Below are 19202 nucleotides of genomic sequence, written 5' to 3'. Positions count from 1 at the left end.
GGGACCGGGCTCAGAACCAACGCCGCACCCGCGCCTGATAGGCCTCGTAATCGGCCCCGAGCGCCGCCCGAACATGCCGTTCTTCCTTACGGGTGAACCCGTCCAGCCACAGGGCCATGGCCACCGGTCCCAGCCACGGCGTCAGGGTGCCCATCACCAGGGCCACCCCCACCAAGGACACCACGATGGAGAGATACATCGGGTTGCGCGTGAACCGGTAGGGGCCGTCGACGACCAGCACCGAAGCGTCCTCAAAGGGGCGCGCCTCCGCTCCCGCGCGCACGAAACAGATCATCGCCCAGACCGCCAGCCCCAGCCCCGCCGCCAACGCCACGACACCGACCAGGTCCCACGGCCAGGGCAGCAGGACGGCGCCAGGCCATAGGAAATGAGAGGCGAACATCGCGATCAGCACGATGGTGCTGATCATCGGGGGCGTCGGCCCACGCCAGGGCCGCGCGTCGGAGCCGCCGCCGATCATGTCATGTCCTCCTTCAGCGGCGTGATCTCCATGGGCACACCGGCCAGATCGACCACCTCCCAGGCCGGACCTTCGGCCGGGGCCGGCGTCAGGGGACGGAACTCCACCAGGGCCGCATTGCCCAGTTGTGGGCGAACCTTGCCGAACCCCATCTTGTACAATATCGCCCGGAAGGTCCCTGAGTGCGCCAGCAACAGCGTCGGAACCGGAACGCGGACATGTTGGGCGGCGCGCCAGATGCGATCCGCGAACGCGTCCCACGTTTCCCCGCCGGGCGGATCGTAGAACGTGCTGGGACGCTCGCTAAGGGGCCGCCCCTCCAGTTCCCCCCAATCGCGCTCGTTCAGACCGGGCTCGACGAAGGGGGTGAGGCCCTTCTGCTCCAGGATCGGCATCGCCGACTGGTGGGTGCGGTACAGGCCGGTCACGATCACACTGACCAAGTCAGTTCCGCGCAGTTGCTCGGCCGCATCGGCCGCCTGCCGCAGGCCGATCTCTGAAAGATGGGCATCCGTCAGGCCCGCCACGTGGTCCTTGGCGTTGGTCGTGCTTTCCCCGTGACGCATGAAATAGAAGGGCCCATCCAGCAGCCCGCGCATGGTTTGCATTGCCATGGTCGTCTCAGTTCCCCCGTTTCAGTACCCGGCGATGCGGTCCACCTCGGCGGACGGCGCCTCGCCGCGCTCCAGGCCCAGAATGGTGTCGGCAATCTGGTCGCACGACGGCTCCACAAGCGTCACCGCCGCGACATGCGGCGTCACGCGCACCCGGGGATGCGCCCAGAATCGGTGGTCCGGCGCCAGGGGCTCCGGCTCGAAGACATCCAGCAGCGCGCCCCGCACATGGCCGGAGTCCAGCAGCGACAGAAGATCGGCATCCACCAGATGCCCCCCACGCCCGGCATTGATGACAGCGGCCCCATGCGGCAGTTTTTCGAGGGTCTCCCGGTTCAGGATGCCCCGGGTCTCATCGGTGAGGGGCAGCAGGCAGACCAGGATGTCGGTGGCCTTCACCATGACATCCAGCCCTTCCCGGCCGTGATGGCTCGCCACTCCGGGGACCGTCTTCGGACGCCGGCTCCAGCCGCTGACCGTATACCCCATGTCCACCAGTCGGCGCCCCACCGCCTGCCCCAGCACGCCCAGTCCCAGAAGGCCGACCCGCACCGCCGACGCCGGCGGCGCGTTCAGCCGAGTCCAGCGTCCAGCGGCCTGTTCCGCCTCGTAGTCATCGAACCGGCGGTGAAAGCGCAACACGCCGTACAGCACCCATTCGACCATCTGCGGCGCCAAACCGGCATCGCACAACCGGATCACCGGCACATCGGCCGGCACGTCGGAGTCCGCCAGGATGCCGTCCACGCCCGCGCCCAGGTTGAACACGGCCCGCAGATTGGGCAGCGACGGAAGCAGGCCCAGCGGCGGGCACCAGACCAGGGCGTATCGGATGTTCTCGGGCGCGCCGACATCAGGATACGCCCGGAACGGCATGTCCGGCAGACGTTCGGCCAGCACGCATCGATAATCCTCGGCGCGATCAAACTCGCTGCAAAACAAAATCGTCATCGGCAGGGGTCCCAACCGCGATGGCGCCACGGTACCGCGCCCGCCCGGCACGGGAGAAAACCACCGGCCGGTGGCAGGCCTTTGTGCCACCGCCGCCTTGCGGACACAAGACGGGCCGTCGCCGGACGCGCGTTCACGCGACCCGACGCGTCGGGACCCCGCCCCTTCCCGATCTCCGGCGGCCATGATACAGCCCATCGGGATCGACTGGGACCCGCGCTGTCCCGCGTCCCTCTCTCGCTCTTCCGGATGGTTCCGAATGTCGCTCTATCTGAAAGGCCTGTTCCTGTCCGCAAGCGGCATGCTGGTCATCAGCCCGGACGGGCTGCTGGTCAAGCTGGTCGAGGAGGCCGATTCGTTCCAGATCATCTTCTGGCGCACCCTGCTATCGTCCCTGGTGCTCTTCCTCGTGCTCGCCGCGACGCGCCGGCGGCGCGTCGTGTCACACGTGCGCGGGATGGGCCGGCTGGGTGTCTGGGCCTCGGTCATGATCGGCATCTCGAACATCGCCTTCGTCACCGCCATGACCATGACGACGGTGGCCAACACGCTGGTCGTGCTGGCCACGCTGCCGCTGTTCAGCGCCCTGATCGGACTGGCCTTCATCGGCGAGCGGGTACGAGGGCGGACCTGGGGGGCCATCGCCCTGTCGTTCCTCGGCGTGGTCATCATCATGTCGGGATCATTGAGCCTGGGTGGCGGCACGCTGTCCGGCGATCTGGTCGCCCTGGGAATTCCGCTGAGCATGGGCACCGCGCTTGTTCTGCTGCGCAAGGCCGGGGACCGCGACACGGTGCCCGTGGTGGCCTTCGGCGGCCTGATCAGCGCGGGCGTCGCCTTCTGGTTCTGCGATCCCTGGTCGGTCAGCCGTGCCGACATGCTGGTGATCATGATTATGGGCCTGTTGGTCACCCCGCTGGCCCTGTCCCTGTACACCAGTGGCGCGCGGTATATTCCGGCGGCGGAGGTGGCCCTGCTGGCTCTGATCGAGACCGTGCTGGGACCGATCTGGGCCTGGGTTGGCGTCGGCGAAGTGCCGGCCCCGATGACGCTCGTGGGCGGCGCTCTGGTGGTCGGCGCCATCGCCGGCAACAGCATGCTGGCCCTGATGCGGCGCCGAACGCCGCCCGCCACGGCGGCCCCGCCCCTCGATGGGACGGGATAGTCTTCGATATGGGAAAGGGGCCGGACGCTTGCCGCCCGGCCCCGGAGACCTCTCCTTTGCCTGTCCGTCCGGACAGGCGACGACAGATGGCTAGTTGCGGCTCTCTCCGGTCGTCCAGGGCGCCGGGCTGAGCGTAGAACCGTCCACCTGGGCGGTGGTGATGGGCCTGGGGTTTTCGGCGGACTTCCAGCCGCTGCACGCCATCGCGGCGGACGAGGCGAAGAGGGCGGCGGCAAAGGCAACGGTCGCGGTCTTAAGCATGGACGATCCTCCTCGATGGGACGGAATGCGGGAACGCGGGCTGTCGCAGCCCGGCGGATGGCGCACACTCACCCGCGTCTGACGTGAGTATGGGGACGATGGTCACGCCTAACAACCCTGATTATTTCGTGGGAAGGGGCTGGCGCGCAATTTTATTTCCGTCCTTGATCGTCCAACCCCGCGCACCCGACCCAGCCATTCCGCGCCCACATCACGGTCCGCCTCCACCTTCTCGGGCTGCCTCAGGCAGCGGCACGCGTGGGCCGCCCCGGCGGTTGCGGGTGGTCTCCATCCAGGCCATATCTCCGTGGCGGCCCTGGTCGAGAAACAAACCCAGGTCGCGGCGCACGGCCTCCGGCCGCCTGGCGCGGGCGAGCGTCGGCGCGTCCAATCCAATTGCCCGGGCGCGGGCGAAAATGGCATCCTTGGTGATCCCGGGATGACACGCCCGGCGACAGTCCGGGCCGCGATCCGGCACCGCACCCCGTCCTTTGAACCGACCATCGTCCGGCAACGTACCTTCAACACCCACGAACAAGGGAGAATGCAATGTCACTTCGTCTGGTGACGGTCTTCGGCGGCAGCGGTTTCCTAGGCCGCCAGATCGTGCAGGACCTCGCGACGCGGGGTGTTCGGGTGCGTGTGGCGGTGCGCGATCCGCACAAGGCCGCATTCCTGAAGCCTCTCGGCGATCTCGGCCAGATCGCGCCCCTGAAGGTCCACGTCGGCGACGACGCCTCGGTGGCGCGCGCGGTCGAGGGCGCCGACGCCGTCATCAACCTGATCGGGATCCTATACGAGACGCCGCGCCGTACCTTCCAGGCCATGCATGTGGACGCGCCCGACCGCATCGCCCGCCTGTCCAAGGCCGCTGGCGCGCGCCGGTTCGTGCATGTCTCGGCGCTGGGCGCCGATGAGAGTTCAAAGGCCGTCTACGCCCAAACCAAGGCAAAAGGCGAGGCCGCCGTACGCGCCCACTTCCCGGAGGCCAGCATTCTGCGGCCGTCCGTCGTCTTCGGCCCGCACGACAACTTCTTCAACATGTTCGGGTCGATGACCCGCCTTCTCCCCGCGCTGCCGTACTACGTCAACGACGCCTTCCGCACGGTTCGGAACGATCAGGGCCGCAAGGGCGTCGACCTCAAGGGCTCGGGAGGTCCCCGGTTCCAGCCGGTCTACGTCGGCGATGTGTCGGAGGCGGTGATGCGCTGCCTGACGGAGGACGCACACCAGGGCAAGACTTTCGACCTTGGCGGCCCCCGCGCCTACAGCATGCGCGAGATCATGGACCTGGTGGTCGAGCAGTGCGAGCGGCACACCAAAGTGGTGCCGGTGCCGTTCTGGGTCGCCCGCATACAAGCCAAGGTGCTGCAATTCATGCCCAAGCCGCTCATCACGCCGGATCAGGTCCGCCTGCTGGAGACCGACAACGTCGTAACCGGGGAAAGGCCGGGCCTTGAGGCGTTGGGAATTGAGCCGACGGCGGCGGAAGCCATTCTGCCGACGTACATGCACCGGTTCCGCCCCCACCACCGCAATGTCGTAATGCGGCCCTCCTGAACGACGGCCCCGACGGTCAATCCGGATCTCCCTCCGCCGGGGCGGGCCAGGGCGCACAGTCGCGCGCGGGATCCCAAGGGGGGTCACCGGCGGTGGATCGGGTTCCGGGGCTCACCCCGGCACAGGCGACCAGATGGTCGGCCAGCGCCGTGTTCCCGGCCCGTCCGCGCAGGGCCGCCTCAAGCGCCGGCCGCACCGGGATGAAGGACAGAACGCAGTCGAGCCGTTCGGCCGCATCCGTGGGACCAAGCCCCTCGCAATGACGCGCAATGGCGGCGTCGGCGGCGCGCACTGCGGGGTCCTGCAACCGGGCGGCGGCCCGGCGCGCCGCCTCACGCACCTGCGGATCGGACGGCGGCCCTATCACCCCGGTCGGCGTGGCCGGGGCCTCGCCCTCGGACCGCTCAAGCGGCCCGTCGAGAGCCCCCAGGACCGCCGCGCCGACCACGGTCCCCACCAGAATAATCCCCGCCTGCCCCGGTGTCAGACGGCCGGGGCGACGCGGCCGCCGGGCCCGCCACAGGCACACCGCAGCCACCCCCCCGAGCGGCACCGGTGCCCAGCGCCCCAGAGCATCGAGAACGATGGATGTCTGCCCCAGAAGGGGTTCATGCCACGCCAACGCCGCCGCCAGAGCCCCCATCAGCAGCGCGCACCCAACGGCCGCCGGCCAAACGGATCCCGCACCGGAGTCGGACGGCGCCTTCGGCGATGACCGATCTGAGAAGGGGGCCACGATCACTGTCCCGTCTGCTGGTCAGGGTTGGGCTCAGGCCGTCGCCCGGCCGTTCGCGTCGTCGTCGGTCGCATGGCCTTCACTCTTGTCCCGCGCGACGGCGACCCGTTTGTGGCCCGGGCCGGGGTCGGTGTCAGGCGTGGTATCGACCAGGGGAACGCGCCGCACCTCCTCGGGCCGGCGATCCGGCGGTGTGACGATACCACCGGAGATGACCATCTTGATCCCCTCCTCGACCGACATGTCGAGCACGATCATGTCCTGGCGCGGCACGAACAGCAGGAACCCCGACGTCGGGTTGGGCGTCGTGGGCAGGAAGACGTTCACGCATTCCTGGGCCGTCAGGTTCTGCACCTCACCCTCGGTCACACCGGTGATGAAGGCGATGGCCCAGATGCCCCGGCGCGGGTACTCGACCAGGACCACTTGCCGGAAGGCGGTGGATTGCTGAGCCAGAACCGTCTCCAGGATCTGCTTCAGCGCGCCGTAAATGTTGCGGATCAGGGGCATGCGGTTGAGCAGACGCTCCCCGATCCGCACCAGGATACGCCCCACCAGTCCGGTGGCGAACGCCCCCACACCCATCAGCAGGACCACCATCACCAGCAATCCGACCCCCGGAATGCTGAACGGCATGTGGTACTGTTCGGGAATGAAGGCGGCGACGCGCTTGTCGACGAACTCGATGAATTTCCAGGCCACGAAGAAGGTGATGGCGGCGGGCGCCGTCACCAGAATGCCCGCGAAAAAATGGTTGCGCAGACGCGCAGTCAGGGACAGCGGATCAACGTCGGGGCTGTCCCCGTGCGACGCACCGGGCGAAACCCCGGTGGGTTTGCCGGACCTGGGCGATGGTTTTGCTTTCCTGGGCATTCTGGCTTCAACACTTCTGAAAACGGGGCACGCGGGCGAGACCGGATCCCGGACGCCGTCAGATGACACGGCGGCAAAGTCCGCTCACCGCAGGTTCTGAGGCGACAATACGGCGAAATCAGGGGCAGTGACGACGACGGGGTCACAAAAACATGGTAGAGTATTCATCGGCCAGTTTGATGTGTCTGTCCATGGCCTTCCGCAAACCACATCGCCCCAAGCCCGGTCATCCGGCACCACCCGCGTATGAAAGGCACCGTCGCCATGGGCCCTCGTCCGGATACCGCTGTCCCGGCTGGATCAGAGCCGGAGCGCCGTCCGGCCCGGGATGCGGTCCGCGCGGTCGGCTGCGCCGTCTTGCTGCTGGTCGGCGGATCGGCAACACCGGCCCAAGCCGATGCCGCCGGTTCGGCCTGCATTGAGGACGGAGACACCCTGCACATCGACGGGCGACGCGCCTACGGCAAATGCCGGGGCGGCCAGGAGGTCGTCTTGTACGGCATCGACGCCCCGGAACTGGAACAGACCTGCCTCCATGACGCACGGGAATGGCCCTGCGGCCTGCAGGCGGCCTCCACCCTGCTGCGCCTGACCCTGGACAGGACGGTGACCTGCGAGGGCAACTCCTGGAACCGTGACGGCGCGCTGATCGCCGTATGCCACGTCGACGACGTCGAACTCAATCATACGATGGTGCGGCTGGGACTGGCCGTTTCGGACGGCACGCGCTACGCCCGCGAAGAGGGGGCGGCGCGCGCCGAACACGCGGGCATGTGGATCGGGACCTTCGAACGCCCGGCGGAGTGGCGCGCGGCGCACTGAACGACAAGGTTCGGCTTAATCGGCCTCATACGGTTTCCGGTTCAATCGTTCGCACCTGTAGGACGGCTGGCCGAAGGACAGCCGCCGGGGTGTCGCTCAGCGGCTGTCCTTCGGTCACCCGCCCTACACTTGATCATCGACACGCCGAACCAATCCTCCGGCTTCCGTATCAAGTGTCAGGCCTTAGGTGTCCTTAATGGGAATGTAGCCGCGCTCGAAAGCGTGTTGCAGGGACTCAAACCCCTTCCGCGCCTCCTCGAACAACACGCGCCGGCTTTGCACGGCTGCCAACTGGGCCTCGTCCGCATGGTCCCAGTCCACGGCCAGAACCGCCTCCAGATAGCTCGCGCGCAGACGCGCGATCGACACGGCCAGCTTGAAAAAGCTGGTCCGGTTCAACTGCGGCAGCTTGTGGCCAATGATCTCCTGATTGGCCGCGCGAACCGCCATCTCCACCTCTTCCAGGAAGCGGCGTTGGGCCATCATGTGGGCGCGGTCATCAGTGACCCCGGACATGGCGCTCTCCCTCTCCAATCCGGATCGCATCGTGACCGAGCCGCGCCCCTAAATCAATACGCGGAACCATCCTCCGTCTCGCCCCTGCATCCGAGGCGGGACTCCGCGTTGCAGAAAACGCACATCCCGACGCCCCCGAAACGTCTTACATTCCCAAATAGCAAAAGAAACGACGAGTTCGTTTGCGGAAAATAGTTGCAGATTTGACACAAATCTGCCCCTGACCAGATAAGGATCGCTCCCATGTCAGACCCCCTGTTCGGCTCCGATTCGCCGCTGGAACTTCAGGTTCGCGCCCACCTGATGCGCGACCGCTATTTGGCCGATCTGGCCCGCGCCGGCCTCCGCGCCCTGTGGACCCGTCTGTTCGGCACACGTCAGACCGCCCATGACGCGGCGGTCGTGCTCCATGACTGCTATGTCCTGGAACAGGGCCTGACCCGCATGCCGGATCCCGATGCTCTTGAGGCCCGTCGCTCCAACGACCATTTCCACCACGCCGCCTGACGTCACGGCCGCGCCGACCGCACCCCTGGAATCCGGCCCGAGACCGCTCTACTGTGCGGGCCATTCAGACGGGCGGGATCGTCGGCCATGGCAGAAGTAGAATACCCGGGCTCCCCGGTGACTCCTGAAACCGGGACCCCCGTGCCTCCGGGACCGGAGGGGGATGCGGTCGCCCGCGCGCTGTTCGGGCGCGCCGTCGAGCATCTTCAGGCGAACCGGCTCGCCGAGGCGGAGGCGACGTTCCGGAGCGTGCTGCGCGTCGTTCCGGGGCACGCGACCAGTTGGCGGAACGTCGGGCTGCTGCGCCATCACGGGGGCGACGGCGTCGGCGGCATTGACGCGCTGTCTCGAGCCCTGGTGATCGACCCCGAAACCGCCGACGCACCGGACCTGAGGCTGCGCCACCTCTTCTCCTCCGCCCACGCCACAGCCCAGGCAACCGGAGACGGCGTCGGTGCCGCGATGGTGGCCCGCCACTGGGCGAGATGGATACCGGATGACCCCACCGCGCTGGGCGCCGCCGCCATGACGGCGCTGACCGCCGGGGACCTGGATCGCGCCGAGCACTTGAGCCGCCGGCTCCCCCAAGGAACCGGCGGGGACCCAAACCTGCCCCACGTCCGCGCCCTGATCGCGATGCGTCGCGGCAACCTGACCGAGGCGACCCGCTCCGTGCGCGCGGCCCTTGCCCTGGCTCCGCAGTACGCCGACGCCTGGATGACCCGGGCCTCCATCGCCCTGCGCCGATCCGACGGCAACGGCGCCGAGACCGCCCTGTCACGCGCACTTCGCCTGACCCCGGGCCATCCCGGCGCGCTGCTCGCCCTGGCCGGGCATCGCGTCGCGGAGGGACGCGCCGACGAGGCGGTAACGCTAGCCTTGCGGGTCCCGCCCGCCGTCCGCAGGACGCCAGCCCACATCGGCGACCTGCTGTCGATCCTGCATCATGCCCCGAGCGTGTCCGCCGAGACCATCCGCGCCGAACGCGAGGGATGGGCTCCCCCCGCCCCCTCTGCCCCGCCAACACTCGCGCCGGCCCCGGCGTCACCGCTGCGCGTGGTCTACCTGGGCGATTTCGGACGCCCCCAGGTGCCGGCCCTGGCGCTGCCGGCCATCGCCGCGCATGCCCGTCCGGACGCCTGGGAGCGGATCGCCTGTCATCTCGTTCACGCCTGCCCGCTCGACCACCCGCCCAGCGCGGCCCCGGACGTGCCCGGGCTGCCGACGCGGGATCTCGGCGCCGCGACCCCCGAAACGCTGCGGAATGCCGTGCGCCAGCTTGATCCCCATGTTCTGGTGCTGCTGACACCCACCACCCTGCCCCAGGCCCTGGAGGCTCTGGCCCAGCGTCTCGCGCCCGTGCAGGCGATCTGGGGCGACGTGTTTGGCAGCGTCGGTCTGCCGAGCCTCGACGGCCTGCTGACCGACGCCCACCACGTCACCGGCGAGCCGGGCCTGTTGTCTGAACGGCCCATCTTGCTGCCGCACGGCGCCTATTTCTTCAGCCCGCCGGCCGATGCGCCCGACCCCGGCCCGCCGCCCTGCTTGGCCTCCGGTACCATCACCTTTGGCAGCTTCAACCGCATGGACAAGATCAACGGGCCGCTGCTCGACCGCTGGGGCCGGATCCTCGCGGCCCTGCCGAAGGCCCGCCTGCTGATTCAGGCGCGGGTCCTGGACCGCGCCGACGCGCGCCGCGCCTTTCTGGACCGGCTGGCGCGGCACGGCATTGCCTCGGATCGCGTCCGGCTGGAGGGCGGCCGAAACCGCGCCGGCATGGCGGCTCTGTACCGCGAGGCCGACATTGCCCTCGACGCCGATCCGTGGTCCGGCGGCCTGACAGTGCTGGAGTTGCTATGGATGGGGCTGCCCGTCATCACGCTGGCCGGACGGCACCCCTGCGGACGTCACGCCACCTCGCACCTGCGCCGGGTCGGTCTGACCGACTGGGTCACGGAGACGCCAGAGGCGTACGTGTCCCGCGCCATCGCGGCGGCCCGCGACCCGAGCACCATCGCCACGCTGCGGGCGGCGCTGCGCGGACGGCTGGCGGCTCTGCCCTTGTGCGACCCGACGGCCTACGCCCGCCAACTGGAGGACGCCTACAACGCACTGTGGGATGAGGTCACTGCTGTTTCGGGACCCACAGGGTCTGGAACGTTTCCAGAGTCTCCGTCCCCTCCAGCCACGGGTTGAGCGCGCGCACCACCGCCTCCGTGGTCCCCTCGCGCGCAGCGAACCCGGCCACCGTATCGCCCGCGTCGGCCATGGCCCGCTGGATGGGGAAATCGGCGGTGCTCCGGATCTCCCGCACCTCCAAACGGGTCCCGCGTGACTCAGCGAGGTCCCGCTCCAGGGTGTCGACCTGATCGCTCAACCGCTCGCCGATGCGAAGCGCCGCCTCCAGTTCCAGCAACAGGTTTTCCTGCTCGACCTCAAGGGTGCCGATCCTGTCGCGTGCCTGGGACAGGTCGTCCCGCGCCTCCGCAATGGTCGCGTCGCGATCACTGATGGCGACCCAAGCGACGCCGCCAACCGAGATCGCGGCGGTCACCGACAGCGCGGCCACGATGGCCGACAGGCGACCTCGACGATCCGCCATGGCGGGCCCCCAGTCAGTTGAAGGTCTTCACGTCACACACTGACCCCATTTCCGGGATCTGGCCGCACAGGTCGCGGGCCGCCGACGCGGACGGGAACGGTCCCCCGTAGACCCGGTAGTAGGTGCCCTTGTCTCCCAGATCCACACGCTCGATCCGGGGCGACAGGTCGCCGAGAAGCCCCGGATAGGCGGACTGGAAATTGGCCCAGCCCGTGCGCGCGCCCTCCATGGTGCGGAACGATCCCACGCGCACCCCCGCCCCGGCCCAAGCGCCGGGCGCCGCCGCTGTGGTCGCGGGTTGGGCGACGGGTTGCGGTGCGGGCGCGGGCGCAGGCGTCGCCGCCAAGGGCGCCGTGGGTGCCACCGGCGTCGACGCGTCCGGTGTGGCAGAAGCGCCGTCCGGCGCCGGCAGGGGCGTGGACTGGGCCGGCGCGGCCGGCGCGGCCACGGGGGCCGGCGCATCGGGAATGCCCCGGGCCGTGATCCGCCCGTTGCTGACCGCGAGAAGCGAGCGTGTCTGCTGCTGCTCGTCCGACGTCGTCACCTCGCGGCGGACGAAATACCCCACGGTCGGAGAATGGTAGGTGTACAGCCGCAATCCGTCGGAGCGCACGCACGCCACCTTGTAGGTGTTGAAGGAGCCGGGCGGAACTTCGGTCCGCGTGGTCCCCACGACGCGACAGTTCCACGCCAGGGATTGCGCGGGGCGCCCCTCCATACTGACCGACACAAGGAAACTGGCTTCGTTGCCAATCGAGAGCGGCCAAAGTGAGCCGGCCTTCTGGCGCACCTCTCGGGTCACGGTCCCGACATCGGGCGACCCGGAGAGCAGACTGGGCATGAGCGGATCACGCGGCGTGACCCTCATGCCACCCAGGTCGCTGTCCCAGGTGATCGTGTCATCCCCGACATCGCGGATGGTCCAGGTCTCCTCCGGATTGTCGAACACGTACTGATCGCCGACGGCATAGGTGGGCAGGGGTGCCTGGCCGATCCGCCCCACCGGATCGACCACATGGCGGGGTCCGGCCTGATCCTCGCCGCCACCCGCCTTGGGGGGCGTCTCACAGGCGCTGAGAGCCACCATCAGACACAGCGCGGCAACGACCGCGCCAGCCCGCGATCCGACCGATCCCCGAACAGGCTCCGTTTCGACGCGCGTGCTTGAGCACCTCATCCGACGCCTCCTCCTTCGCTCTCAGGGACCGCCCCATCACCGCCCCCTGGAAAGAGAATCACTAGATGTAGGGACGATCAAGCCTAAACTGAGGCAAAATACCGGCCGACGCGAGGATTGACGCTGATGGCTTGGGGTCAAGCCGCCGAACTGATGTTGTTGAATCTTTGATTGGATCGCCGCGGCGGCCCTTCGGGGCGCGCGGCTCCACGGCCCCGGCCGCCCAAAGAGCGGCCATCTGTGGATCGGCGTCGCACGGCGGCGCCGGGATCCCTTCAGTCGAAGAGGGAATCGATATCGCCCTGACTCAACCCCTTGTTCTGCAACTGCGGACCATTCAGCAGATGACTTTCGTCGCCTTCGTCCAACGGCGCGTCATCGTCCGGCAACGGCAGGTCGAGGAAGGCGTCACGCCCCCAGTCCTCCACAATGGTCTTGATGCGGTCCTCTATGAACTCCAGGGTCCTGACAACCTTCGAAATGCGCTGCCCTGTGATGTCCTGGAAGTTGCAGGCCTCCATGATGCGGGCGACATGATCGTTGACGTCGTGCAGACGCGGGGCAATGGTGTCCATGTCGCCGATTTCGGACAAGATGGCTGCACAGTGGGCGGTGATCGCCTCGCTTGAATCCAGAATCGAGTTGGTGGCGTCCTCGGTGGCGGAGACGATCTCGTCCAGTTCGCTCGCCGCCTTGGTCATGCGGTCGTCATCCGGCTCCCGAAGCGGATGCTTGATTTCCGCGATCTCCCGCTTGGCCGTGGCAAGGCTGCGCACCATCCGCGCCACCTCGATTCGCAGGATCTGGGCCTCGTCCCCTTCGATCCCCTCCGACGCCCCGGGATGCCGGCCCGGGTCCAATTCCGGTTGGGCGGACGGCCCAGCCTTGGCCGCGCCTTCGGACAGGCTGTGTTTCACCTCCGCCATATCCGCGCGCAACGCGCGGATTTCCTGCACCAACAGCCGGATCCCGCCGGTTTCGGCCGCCGCCCCAAGATCGAAGGCCAATTCCCCGTCTTCGCCCCGTTTGAGGTGCTTCTCGATCGAGAAAGACCGCTTGCGCGCCACCTTACCGGCCGCTGCCTGGCCGTCGCCCATGCCCGTTCCCCTCATCGCAATCCGGATACGAAAAAAGGATCGTCTCCATCGCACATCGTACGACGTTCCGGGCCGCGTTGCAAAACCGCCGATCAACCTTCAGCAATTCTCAGGATGGAGGGAGAACGCCGGTTGCGGCCGGTGCCGGCCTGTTCTCCTCCCCCCTTCGGCTATCCGATTCACACTTCTCGTCTACCCATCGTCATTGCGAAGAGCGGAGCGACGAAGCAATCCAGGGCGAGTCTTTGTGTTTTACGCTCTGGAATGCTTCACCCTCGTCTTGCGACGAGGCTTCGCAATGACGAGTCACATTGTCGCGCGAGCGAAGAGCCGCCGCTTCGGCGGGAAGAAGAGTGAATATGATAGCCTATCCAGGGGAGGGCGTTCGGTTCGCGCCTGGGACTCACAGCCGTTCCCTTCGGAGGCCGTACGGCCAAAATGAGAACTGCTGATCAACCTTACAAAGTAACGACCCGCCCGGTCCGCCACGCCCTCCTGGCGAGTCACCGCGCCATGACAATGACGTTGCTTGACTCTCCGCCGCATTCAGGAAGCCGAAAGCCCTCCAGCCCCAACAGGGTCAACCCGTGGCTGGTCCCGAACAGCGTCTGGATGACGCCCGTGATGAACGCCCCAACACCGATCTCCTTCACCTCGGTCGGAAGCTGATCGGCATTTCCCTGATGATACGGACAGGACACCGTGATGTTGGTCGTCCACTGGCACGCCGAAGACAGGGATCGCGGCCCGGCCAGTTTCGCCACGATATTGACGCTGCCGATCAGAAACGGAACCGTGCCAATCACATAACTGGGAGGGCGGAAATACACCTCGATGAGGGCATGCACCATCGTGACGACTTTGTTGTGTTCGGCCTCAATCTGAAGAAAGACAACCTTGAAGCCGGCGCGCGTTATGCAGGCCATGTCGCTGAGGCCAAGCCCGCGCACCGAATCAGCGCTGTCCGGCGCAAGTCCCTGGGCCGCCAAGCCGGAAAAACCGCCGTCCCGGGACTGGGAGAAGATGTTGCTGTCGTGCGCGCCAATCCTCCGGTTCATGCCGGCCAGCGCACGGCGGCGCGCCACGGCCTGCGCGGCACCGCCGAGGTTCATGCCCTGTACCGGGCTGCCGCTGGCCGACCCGCGCGCGATGCGGCGCCGCGGCACGCCAGGAGTCAGCGACTGTATGGTGTGATTGGCGCATGTCCTGCGGAACGTCATGGTTCAGCCCTTGATGGGAATCGCCCGTCCGCCCCGCCGGAGCCGTCCCCACCCCACGACCGCCCGGCCGGCCTTCGCAGGCGAACCCGCACGGCCGCCACGCGCCAACCAGCCGGCGATCCGCCCAGGTCCACGGCCACGGGCCATGACCGTTGAGATTTGAGCACAATTCATCCACACGGCACAAATGGATTCGATCCGCCGCGTCTCACATGAAAAGGCGCTGGCGGTTCCCACGCGGAGAATCCTGCCAACGCCTTTCCTTGTTACTTCCGGGCAGACTCCGCGCCCGCCGTGCCGGACTACTCCACCATTTCCGGCGTCTTGCCACGGCCTCCGTCGCGCGGGTCCCCGCCGCCATCGGAGGGTCCGGAGGAGCCGCCTTTGCTGTCCCGAGAGGTTTCGATCTCGAAAACAGGCGCGTTGTCGGCGATGTTGACCCTCACTTGGCCGCCCTTGGTCAGACGGCCGAACAACAACTCTTCCGCCAGCGGCTTCTTGATGCTCTCCTGGATCAACCGTCCCAGCGGACGCGCGCCCATCAGCTTGTCATAGCCCTTGCGGGCCAGCCATGCGCGCGCCTCGTCCGACAGTTCGATGACGACATCCCGGTCGGCCAGTTGGGCTTCCAGTTCCATGATGAACTTGTCCACCACCTTGCCGACCACCTCTCCGGAGAGGCTGGCGAAGGGAATGACAGCGTCCAGCCGATTGCGGAACTCGGGCGAGAACATCCGCTCGATTTCTTCCTGATCCTCGCCCTGCCGGTCCGCGCGGTTGAACCCGATGGCCGCCTTGGCCAACTGCTGCGCGCCAGCGTTGGTGGTCATGATGAGAATGGTATTGCGGAAGTCCACCGTCTTGCCGGCATGATCCGTCAGCTTGCCGTGATCCATGACCTGCAGCAGGATGTTGAACAGGTCGGGATGGGCCTTTTCGATCTCGTCGAGGAGCAACACACAGTACGGATGCTGATCCACCGCGTCGGTCAGCAAGCCGCCCTGGTCGAAGCCGACGTAGCCCGGCGGCGCGCCGATGAGGCGGGAGACCGAGTGGCGCTCCATGTACTCGCTCATGTCGAAGCGGGTCAGCTCGACGCCCAGCGTGCGCGACAACTGGCGCGCAACCTCGGTCTTGCCGACGCCAGTCGGCCCCGAGAACAAGTAGCAGCCGATGGGCTTTTCTGGTTCGCGCAGACCGGCCCGGGCCAGCTTGATGGCGCTGGACAGGGCATCAATCGCCTTGTCCTGACCGAACACCATGGTCTTCAAATCACGTTCCAGATTGGCCAGCGCCGTCTGGTCGTCGCGCGACACCGCCTTGGGCGGAATGCGGGCGATCTTGGCCACGATTTCCTCAATGTCCTTGGCGGTCACCGTCTTGCGGCGCCGGCTTTCCGGCACCAGCATGCGCGAGGCGCCGACCTCGTCGATGACGTCGATGGCCTTGTCCGGCAGCTTGCGGTCGTTGATGTACTTCGACGACAGGGTCACTGCGGCGCGCACCGCGTCGTTGGTATAGCGGACGCGGTGGTGTTCCTCGTAGTACGGCTTGAGCCCGATGACGATCTTGATGGCGTCGTCGAGGCTGGGTTCGTTGACGTCGATCTTCTGGAACCGGCGCACCAGGGCACGGTCCTTCTCGAAGTGATTGCGGAATTCCTTGTAGGTGGTCGATCCGATGCAGCGCAGGGTCCCGGAGGCCAGAGCCGGCTTGAGCAGGTTGGACGCATCCATGGACCCACCAGAGGTGGCACCGGCCCCGATGATGGTGTGGATCTCGTCGATGAACAGAATCGCGCCCTCGAACTCCTCCAACTCCTTGATGACGGCCTTCAGGCGCTCCTCGAAATCCCCGCGATAGCGCGTTCCGGCCAGCAGCGAGCCCATGTCCAGGGCGAAGATGGTGGCCTCGCGCAGAACGGTGGGCACCTCGTCCTCGACGATCCGCTTGGCGAGACCCTCGGCGATGGCCGTCTTGCCCACCCCGGGTTCCCCCACCAGCAACGGATTGTTCTTGGTGCGCCGGCACAGGATCTGGATCGTGCGCTCGACCTCCAGGTCGCGCCCGATCAGCGGATCGATCCGCCCGTCCGCCGCCTTCCGGTTCAGGTTGACGCAATAGGCGTCCAGGGCCTCCTGGCCCTTCTTGACCACCTCTTCCTCGCGCGTCCCCTCCTGGGTGCCCTGCGGCGGCCTCGTGTCCGCCTTGTCCGGCGCCTTGGCAATGCCGTGGGAGATGTAGTTGACCGCGTCCAGGCGGGTCATGTCCTGCATCTGGAGGAAATAGACGGCGTGCGATTCCCGTTCCGCGAAGATGGCCACAAGGATGTTCGCGCCGGTCACCTGTTCGCGCCCGGAACTCTGCACGTGAATGGCCGCGCGCTGCACCACGCGCTGGAACCCGGCGGTCGGCTTGGGGTCCCCGTCCATGCGGTCGACGACAAGCCCGGTCAACTCGGTGTCGACGAATCCGACCAGTTGCTCCCGCAACCGTTCTGTATCCACGGAACAGGCCTTGAGAACGGCGGTCGCATCCTTGTCATCCACCAGGGCCAGCAGCAGGTGTTCCAGCGTGGCATATTCATGATTGCGTTCGGCGGCCAGCGCCAGCGCCCGATGAAGGCTCATTTCCAGGTTGCGGGAGAGCATGGGCGGCTATTCCTTCTCCAGGGTACACTGCAAGGGGTGCTGGTTTCTACGCGCCAAATCCATGACTTGGGTCACCTTGGTCTCGGCCACCTCGTACGTATAGACGCCACAGACACCGACACCCCGCTGGTGAACGTGCAGCATGATCCGGGTCGCCTCTTCCCGGTCCTTGCCGAAAAACCGCTCCAACACCTCAACGACGAACTCCATAGGCGTGTAGTCGTCGTTCAACATCAAAACCTTGTACATGGCCGGCTTTTTGGTCTTGGGACGGGTCTTGATGACCACACCCGTATTGGGGCCGCCGTTGCCGTCCCCCCCGCCACCGGTGTCCGATCCCTGCATTGGAACAGTCATGTACTGAGTCCGCTTCGAATAAACCCTGGGCCATTGATCCGGCGCGCGCCACGGCAACGGTCACCAACCCCAGCGTCCGTTGGCTCCGCCCCAAATCCAACGCACGGCGCAGCACCGCCGCGACGCCGTTCATTGTAAGGTCACGCGGCAAGCCCGACAAAGGGCGGATCGCTGACACGCATCATTTTAGCTACAAAACCGCCGACAGCTTCGATATGGGGCCCATGCGGAACGGCCGCAAGGCATCGCCACCGCATCCGGCCGGGGCGGCCGAGCGCGATCCCCCAAGCCGTCGAGTCGCCGTGGTTCCCGCCCTCGCACGGGGGAGGATCGAGAATGGAGCTATCCTGCCGCGTCGCGGAATAGACGCACGGCGGATCAGGCCCTTGTCTCGGGGTCTCGGGACGACAGCTTGCGGACGACCTGCTCCAGACCAGCGACAAGGGCCTGGCCGGCGGAGCCGCCGTCCCCCTCCATGCGCTGGGCGAAGATGATCCGCATGGCTTCCAAATGCAGGGTCAGCGCCTTTGCCTGGGCCTCCGTCGGAGGTCCCTTGATGCTATCGAGGAGGCGGCACAGCCGGTCCCCGACCTCTGTCACCAAGCCGTATCCGAAGCTGCCGCCCTGCCCCTTCATGTCGTGGGCGACTCGGAAGACCTCCGCGTTCGCGGCGGCGACATCCTCTGGATTGGACATGTAGTGCGCGAGCGCCTGATCCAGGTTCGCGAGATCCTCGGCCGCCCACTCCAGGTAATCCCCCTGGAGGTTGGCGATCATGGCCTCGGCCTTTTCCAGGGTCGCCATGTCCACGCCACCGGATCCCATGCGGACCTTGGTGGTCAGCGTATCCGGCGGCTTGATGAACGTTGCGTCCTGGTCGTCGCTGCTATCACCCATAACCCTCTCCCGCTGTGGCCGCCCGATCCCGGGTCGCACGGTTCGGTCGGCCCGCGCCCTACATCCCGCGCAACAGGGCCTCGACCTCCGACTGAGACAGCGAGGCATCTTCCGACCCCTCGGCCGCCTTGGCCTTGGCCTCCTGGTTCGCCTTGCGCCGCTCCACGCCTTTCCATTCGATCTTCCGACGACGGCGATCCGGCCCGAAGTAGGTCTTGGTACGCACGAACGGGCGCGGGCGATCAATGATGGCCTTGACGCGCGAATACAACGACTTTGCCGAAATCGGCTTGGCCAGGAACTCGTGCACGCCGGCGTCGCGCGCTTCCACCACCCGATGCATTTCCGTATGACCCGTTAGCATGATGATGGGCACGAAGGGATTCGGGCTGTCCTTGCCGGTGCGGACCAGACGGACGAAGTCCAGGCCGTCCAGCGGCGACATGTTCCAGTCGCAGATGATGATGTCGGCGGGAAAGTGGCGCAATTCCTTAAACGCGTCCGCACCGTCGGCTGCTTCCTGCACCTGCTTGGACCCCAGGGCATGCAGGATCGTCTTGACAAGCGCACGCATGTGCTTGTTGTCGTCCACGATCAGAAAATTCAGCCGTTCCAGACTATACAGTTGCATCCCGCATCCTTCGGCACAACGACCCGGATCGACGACCACCCTTGAGCCAACACTGTCGGGCACCCCTCAGGAGTCAAGGGAAAA

General features: G+C 66.9%; 20 protein-coding genes. 5 read left to right on the top strand and 15 right to left on the bottom strand.

The annotated features are described in order from the left end of the window. Window positions 1-10: 10 nt before the first annotated feature. From BLS85_RS12050 to BLS85_RS12040, 3 genes are read right to left on the bottom strand one after another with little or no spacing between them, the layout of a single operon-like run. Entirely contained in the window at window positions 11-481 is a 471-nt protein-coding gene (locus tag BLS85_RS12050; RefSeq protein ID WP_092786599.1) for a methyltransferase family protein, read from the bottom strand. Further along, window positions 478-1095, bottom strand: a complete 618-nt coding sequence (locus tag BLS85_RS12045; RefSeq protein WP_092786597.1) for a histidine phosphatase family protein — start codon at window positions 1093-1095, stop codon at window positions 478-480. Before BLS85_RS12045 ends, BLS85_RS12050 begins: the two co-directional genes overlap by 4 nt. A 21-nt stretch (window positions 1096-1116) precedes the next feature. Next, window positions 1117-2046 carry a 2-hydroxyacid dehydrogenase gene (locus tag BLS85_RS12040; protein WP_176793662.1) on the bottom strand — a complete coding sequence of 310 codons (930 nt, stop codon included), beginning with the start codon at window positions 2044-2046 and terminating at the stop codon, window positions 1117-1119. Window positions 2047-2305: 259 nt separating this feature from the next. On the opposite strand from BLS85_RS12040, the gene BLS85_RS12035 reads away from it, so the two are divergent. Further along, the gene (locus BLS85_RS12035; RefSeq protein ID WP_176793660.1) at window positions 2306-3211 is read left to right on the top strand and encodes a DMT family transporter; all 906 of its coding nucleotides are present in this window, start codon (window positions 2306-2308) and stop codon (window positions 3209-3211) included. A 90-nt stretch (window positions 3212-3301) separates the two neighbouring features. On the opposite strand, the gene BLS85_RS19125 is transcribed toward BLS85_RS12035, so the two are convergent. Further along, on the bottom strand, window positions 3302-3472 hold the full coding sequence (locus BLS85_RS19125; protein WP_176793658.1) for a hypothetical protein: 171 nt from the start codon (window positions 3470-3472) through the stop codon (window positions 3302-3304). A gap of 549 nt (window positions 3473-4021) precedes the next feature. Between BLS85_RS19125 and BLS85_RS12025 the strand changes: the two genes are divergently transcribed. Then, on the top strand, window positions 4022-5032 hold the full coding sequence (locus BLS85_RS12025; RefSeq protein WP_092786590.1) for a complex I NDUFA9 subunit family protein: 1011 nt from the start codon (window positions 4022-4024) through the stop codon (window positions 5030-5032). A gap of 16 nt (window positions 5033-5048) precedes the next feature. Here the strand turns inward: BLS85_RS12025 and BLS85_RS12020 are convergent, their stop codons facing one another. After that, on the bottom strand, window positions 5049-5768 hold the full coding sequence (locus tag BLS85_RS12020) for a hypothetical protein (RefSeq protein ID WP_143027176.1): 720 nt from the start codon (window positions 5766-5768) through the stop codon (window positions 5049-5051). A gap of 33 nt (window positions 5769-5801) precedes the next feature. Continuing rightward, window positions 5802-6641, bottom strand: a complete 840-nt coding sequence (locus BLS85_RS12015; protein ID WP_092786586.1) for a DUF502 domain-containing protein — start codon at window positions 6639-6641, stop codon at window positions 5802-5804. A gap of 264 nt (window positions 6642-6905) precedes the next feature. Between BLS85_RS12015 and BLS85_RS12010 the strand changes: the two genes are divergently transcribed. Next, window positions 6906-7463: a thermonuclease family protein gene (locus BLS85_RS12010; RefSeq protein WP_176793657.1), complete on the top strand. Its 558-nt coding sequence runs from the start codon at window positions 6906-6908 to the stop codon at window positions 7461-7463. Window positions 7464-7646: 183 nt separating this feature from the next. On the opposite strand, the gene BLS85_RS12005 is transcribed toward BLS85_RS12010, so the two are convergent. After that, window positions 7647-7979, bottom strand: a complete 333-nt coding sequence (locus tag BLS85_RS12005; RefSeq protein WP_092786582.1) for a hypothetical protein — start codon at window positions 7977-7979, stop codon at window positions 7647-7649. 243 nt (window positions 7980-8222) lie between these two features. Here BLS85_RS12005 and BLS85_RS12000 point away from each other — a divergent pair, with 243 nt between their 5' ends. Continuing rightward, window positions 8223-8486: a hypothetical protein gene (locus BLS85_RS12000; RefSeq protein ID WP_092786580.1), complete on the top strand. Its 264-nt coding sequence runs from the start codon at window positions 8223-8225 to the stop codon at window positions 8484-8486. Between the two features lie 87 nt (window positions 8487-8573). Continuing rightward, window positions 8574-10682, top strand: a complete 2109-nt coding sequence (locus BLS85_RS11995) for an O-linked N-acetylglucosamine transferase, SPINDLY family protein (protein WP_092786578.1) — start codon at window positions 8574-8576, stop codon at window positions 10680-10682. Here BLS85_RS11995 and BLS85_RS11990 read toward each other — a convergent pair. From BLS85_RS11990 to BLS85_RS11955, 8 genes are all read right to left on the bottom strand, one after another. After that, entirely contained in the window at window positions 10612-11088 is a 477-nt protein-coding gene (locus BLS85_RS11990) for a hypothetical protein (RefSeq protein WP_092786576.1), read from the bottom strand. The genes BLS85_RS11995 and BLS85_RS11990 overlap by 71 nt on opposite strands. Before the next feature lie 13 nt (window positions 11089-11101). Continuing rightward, entirely contained in the window at window positions 11102-12265 is a 1164-nt protein-coding gene (locus BLS85_RS11985; protein WP_092786574.1) for an SPOR domain-containing protein, read from the bottom strand. A gap of 275 nt (window positions 12266-12540) precedes the next feature. Further along, window positions 12541-13362 (bottom strand): protein phosphatase CheZ, encoded by an 822-nt coding sequence (locus BLS85_RS11980; protein ID WP_176793655.1) that lies wholly within the window; start codon window positions 13360-13362, stop codon window positions 12541-12543. 503 nt (window positions 13363-13865) lie between these two features. After that, entirely contained in the window at window positions 13866-14582 is a 717-nt protein-coding gene (locus BLS85_RS11975) for a hypothetical protein (RefSeq protein WP_143027175.1), read from the bottom strand. 302 nt (window positions 14583-14884) lie between these two features. Beyond that, a complete protein-coding gene (clpA, locus tag BLS85_RS11970) occupies window positions 14885-17233 on the bottom strand; it encodes an ATP-dependent Clp protease ATP-binding subunit ClpA (RefSeq protein ID WP_092786568.1) in 2349 nt (782 codons plus the stop codon). A gap of 6 nt (window positions 17234-17239) precedes the next feature. Beyond that, on the bottom strand, window positions 17240-17590 hold the full coding sequence (gene clpS / locus BLS85_RS11965) for an ATP-dependent Clp protease adapter ClpS (RefSeq protein WP_425438482.1): 351 nt from the start codon (window positions 17588-17590) through the stop codon (window positions 17240-17242). A gap of 378 nt (window positions 17591-17968) precedes the next feature. Further along, window positions 17969-18487 carry an Hpt domain-containing protein gene (locus tag BLS85_RS11960; RefSeq protein ID WP_176793653.1) on the bottom strand — a complete coding sequence of 173 codons (519 nt, stop codon included), beginning with the start codon at window positions 18485-18487 and terminating at the stop codon, window positions 17969-17971. Window positions 18488-18545: 58 nt separating this feature from the next. Beyond that, window positions 18546-19118 (bottom strand): response regulator, encoded by a 573-nt coding sequence (locus BLS85_RS11955; RefSeq protein WP_092786562.1) that lies wholly within the window; start codon window positions 19116-19118, stop codon window positions 18546-18548. Window positions 19119-19202 lie beyond the last annotated feature (84 nt).

The sequence above is a fragment of the Rhodospira trueperi genome, from assembly GCF_900101965.1.
In the GTDB taxonomy this organism is placed as follows: domain Bacteria; phylum Pseudomonadota; class Alphaproteobacteria; order Rhodospirillales; family Rhodospirillaceae; genus Rhodospira; species Rhodospira trueperi.
The sequence above is the reverse complement of the archived record's forward strand: the minus strand, read 5'-3'. Positions and strand labels throughout refer to the sequence as shown.

Bases quoted from the DNA above. Each gene is read 5' to 3' on its own strand.
- BLS85_RS12050 (WP_092786599.1), bottom strand. From the start codon at position 481: ATGATCGGCGGCGGCTCCGACGCGCGGCCCTGGCGTGGGCCGACGCCC.
- BLS85_RS12045 (WP_092786597.1), bottom strand. From the start codon at position 1,095: ATGGCAATGCAAACCATGCGCGGGCTGCTGGATGGGCCCTTCTATTTC.
- BLS85_RS12040 (WP_176793662.1), bottom strand. From the start codon at position 2,046: ATGACGATTTTGTTTTGCAGCGAGTTTGATCGCGCCGAGGATTATCGA.
- BLS85_RS12035 (WP_176793660.1), top strand. From the start codon at position 2,306: ATGTCGCTCTATCTGAAAGGCCTGTTCCTGTCCGCAAGCGGCATGCTG.
- BLS85_RS19125 (WP_176793658.1), bottom strand. From the start codon at position 3,472: ATGCTTAAGACCGCGACCGTTGCCTTTGCCGCCGCCCTCTTCGCCTCG.
- BLS85_RS12025 (WP_092786590.1), top strand. From the start codon at position 4,022: ATGTCACTTCGTCTGGTGACGGTCTTCGGCGGCAGCGGTTTCCTAGGC.
- BLS85_RS12015 (WP_092786586.1), bottom strand. From the start codon at position 6,641: ATGCCCAGGAAAGCAAAACCATCGCCCAGGTCCGGCAAACCCACCGGG.
- BLS85_RS12010 (WP_176793657.1), top strand. From the start codon at position 6,906: ATGGGCCCTCGTCCGGATACCGCTGTCCCGGCTGGATCAGAGCCGGAG.
- BLS85_RS12005 (WP_092786582.1), bottom strand. From the start codon at position 7,979: ATGTCCGGGGTCACTGATGACCGCGCCCACATGATGGCCCAACGCCGC.
- BLS85_RS12000 (WP_092786580.1), top strand. From the start codon at position 8,223: ATGTCAGACCCCCTGTTCGGCTCCGATTCGCCGCTGGAACTTCAGGTT.
- BLS85_RS11995 (WP_092786578.1), top strand. From the start codon at position 8,574: ATGGCAGAAGTAGAATACCCGGGCTCCCCGGTGACTCCTGAAACCGGG.
- BLS85_RS11990 (WP_092786576.1), bottom strand. From the start codon at position 11,088: ATGGCGGATCGTCGAGGTCGCCTGTCGGCCATCGTGGCCGCGCTGTCG.
- BLS85_RS11985 (WP_092786574.1), bottom strand. From the start codon at position 12,265: ATGAGGTGCTCAAGCACGCGCGTCGAAACGGAGCCTGTTCGGGGATCG.
- BLS85_RS11980 (WP_176793655.1), bottom strand. From the start codon at position 13,362: ATGGGCGACGGCCAGGCAGCGGCCGGTAAGGTGGCGCGCAAGCGGTCT.
- BLS85_RS11975 (WP_143027175.1), bottom strand. From the start codon at position 14,582: ATGACGTTCCGCAGGACATGCGCCAATCACACCATACAGTCGCTGACT.
- clpA (WP_092786568.1), bottom strand. From the start codon at position 17,233: ATGCTCTCCCGCAACCTGGAAATGAGCCTTCATCGGGCGCTGGCGCTG.
- clpS (WP_425438482.1), bottom strand. From the start codon at position 17,590: ATGACTGTTCCAATGCAGGGATCGGACACCGGTGGCGGGGGGGACGGC.
- BLS85_RS11960 (WP_176793653.1), bottom strand. From the start codon at position 18,487: ATGGGTGATAGCAGCGACGACCAGGACGCAACGTTCATCAAGCCGCCG.
- BLS85_RS11955 (WP_092786562.1), bottom strand. From the start codon at position 19,118: ATGCAACTGTATAGTCTGGAACGGCTGAATTTTCTGATCGTGGACGAC.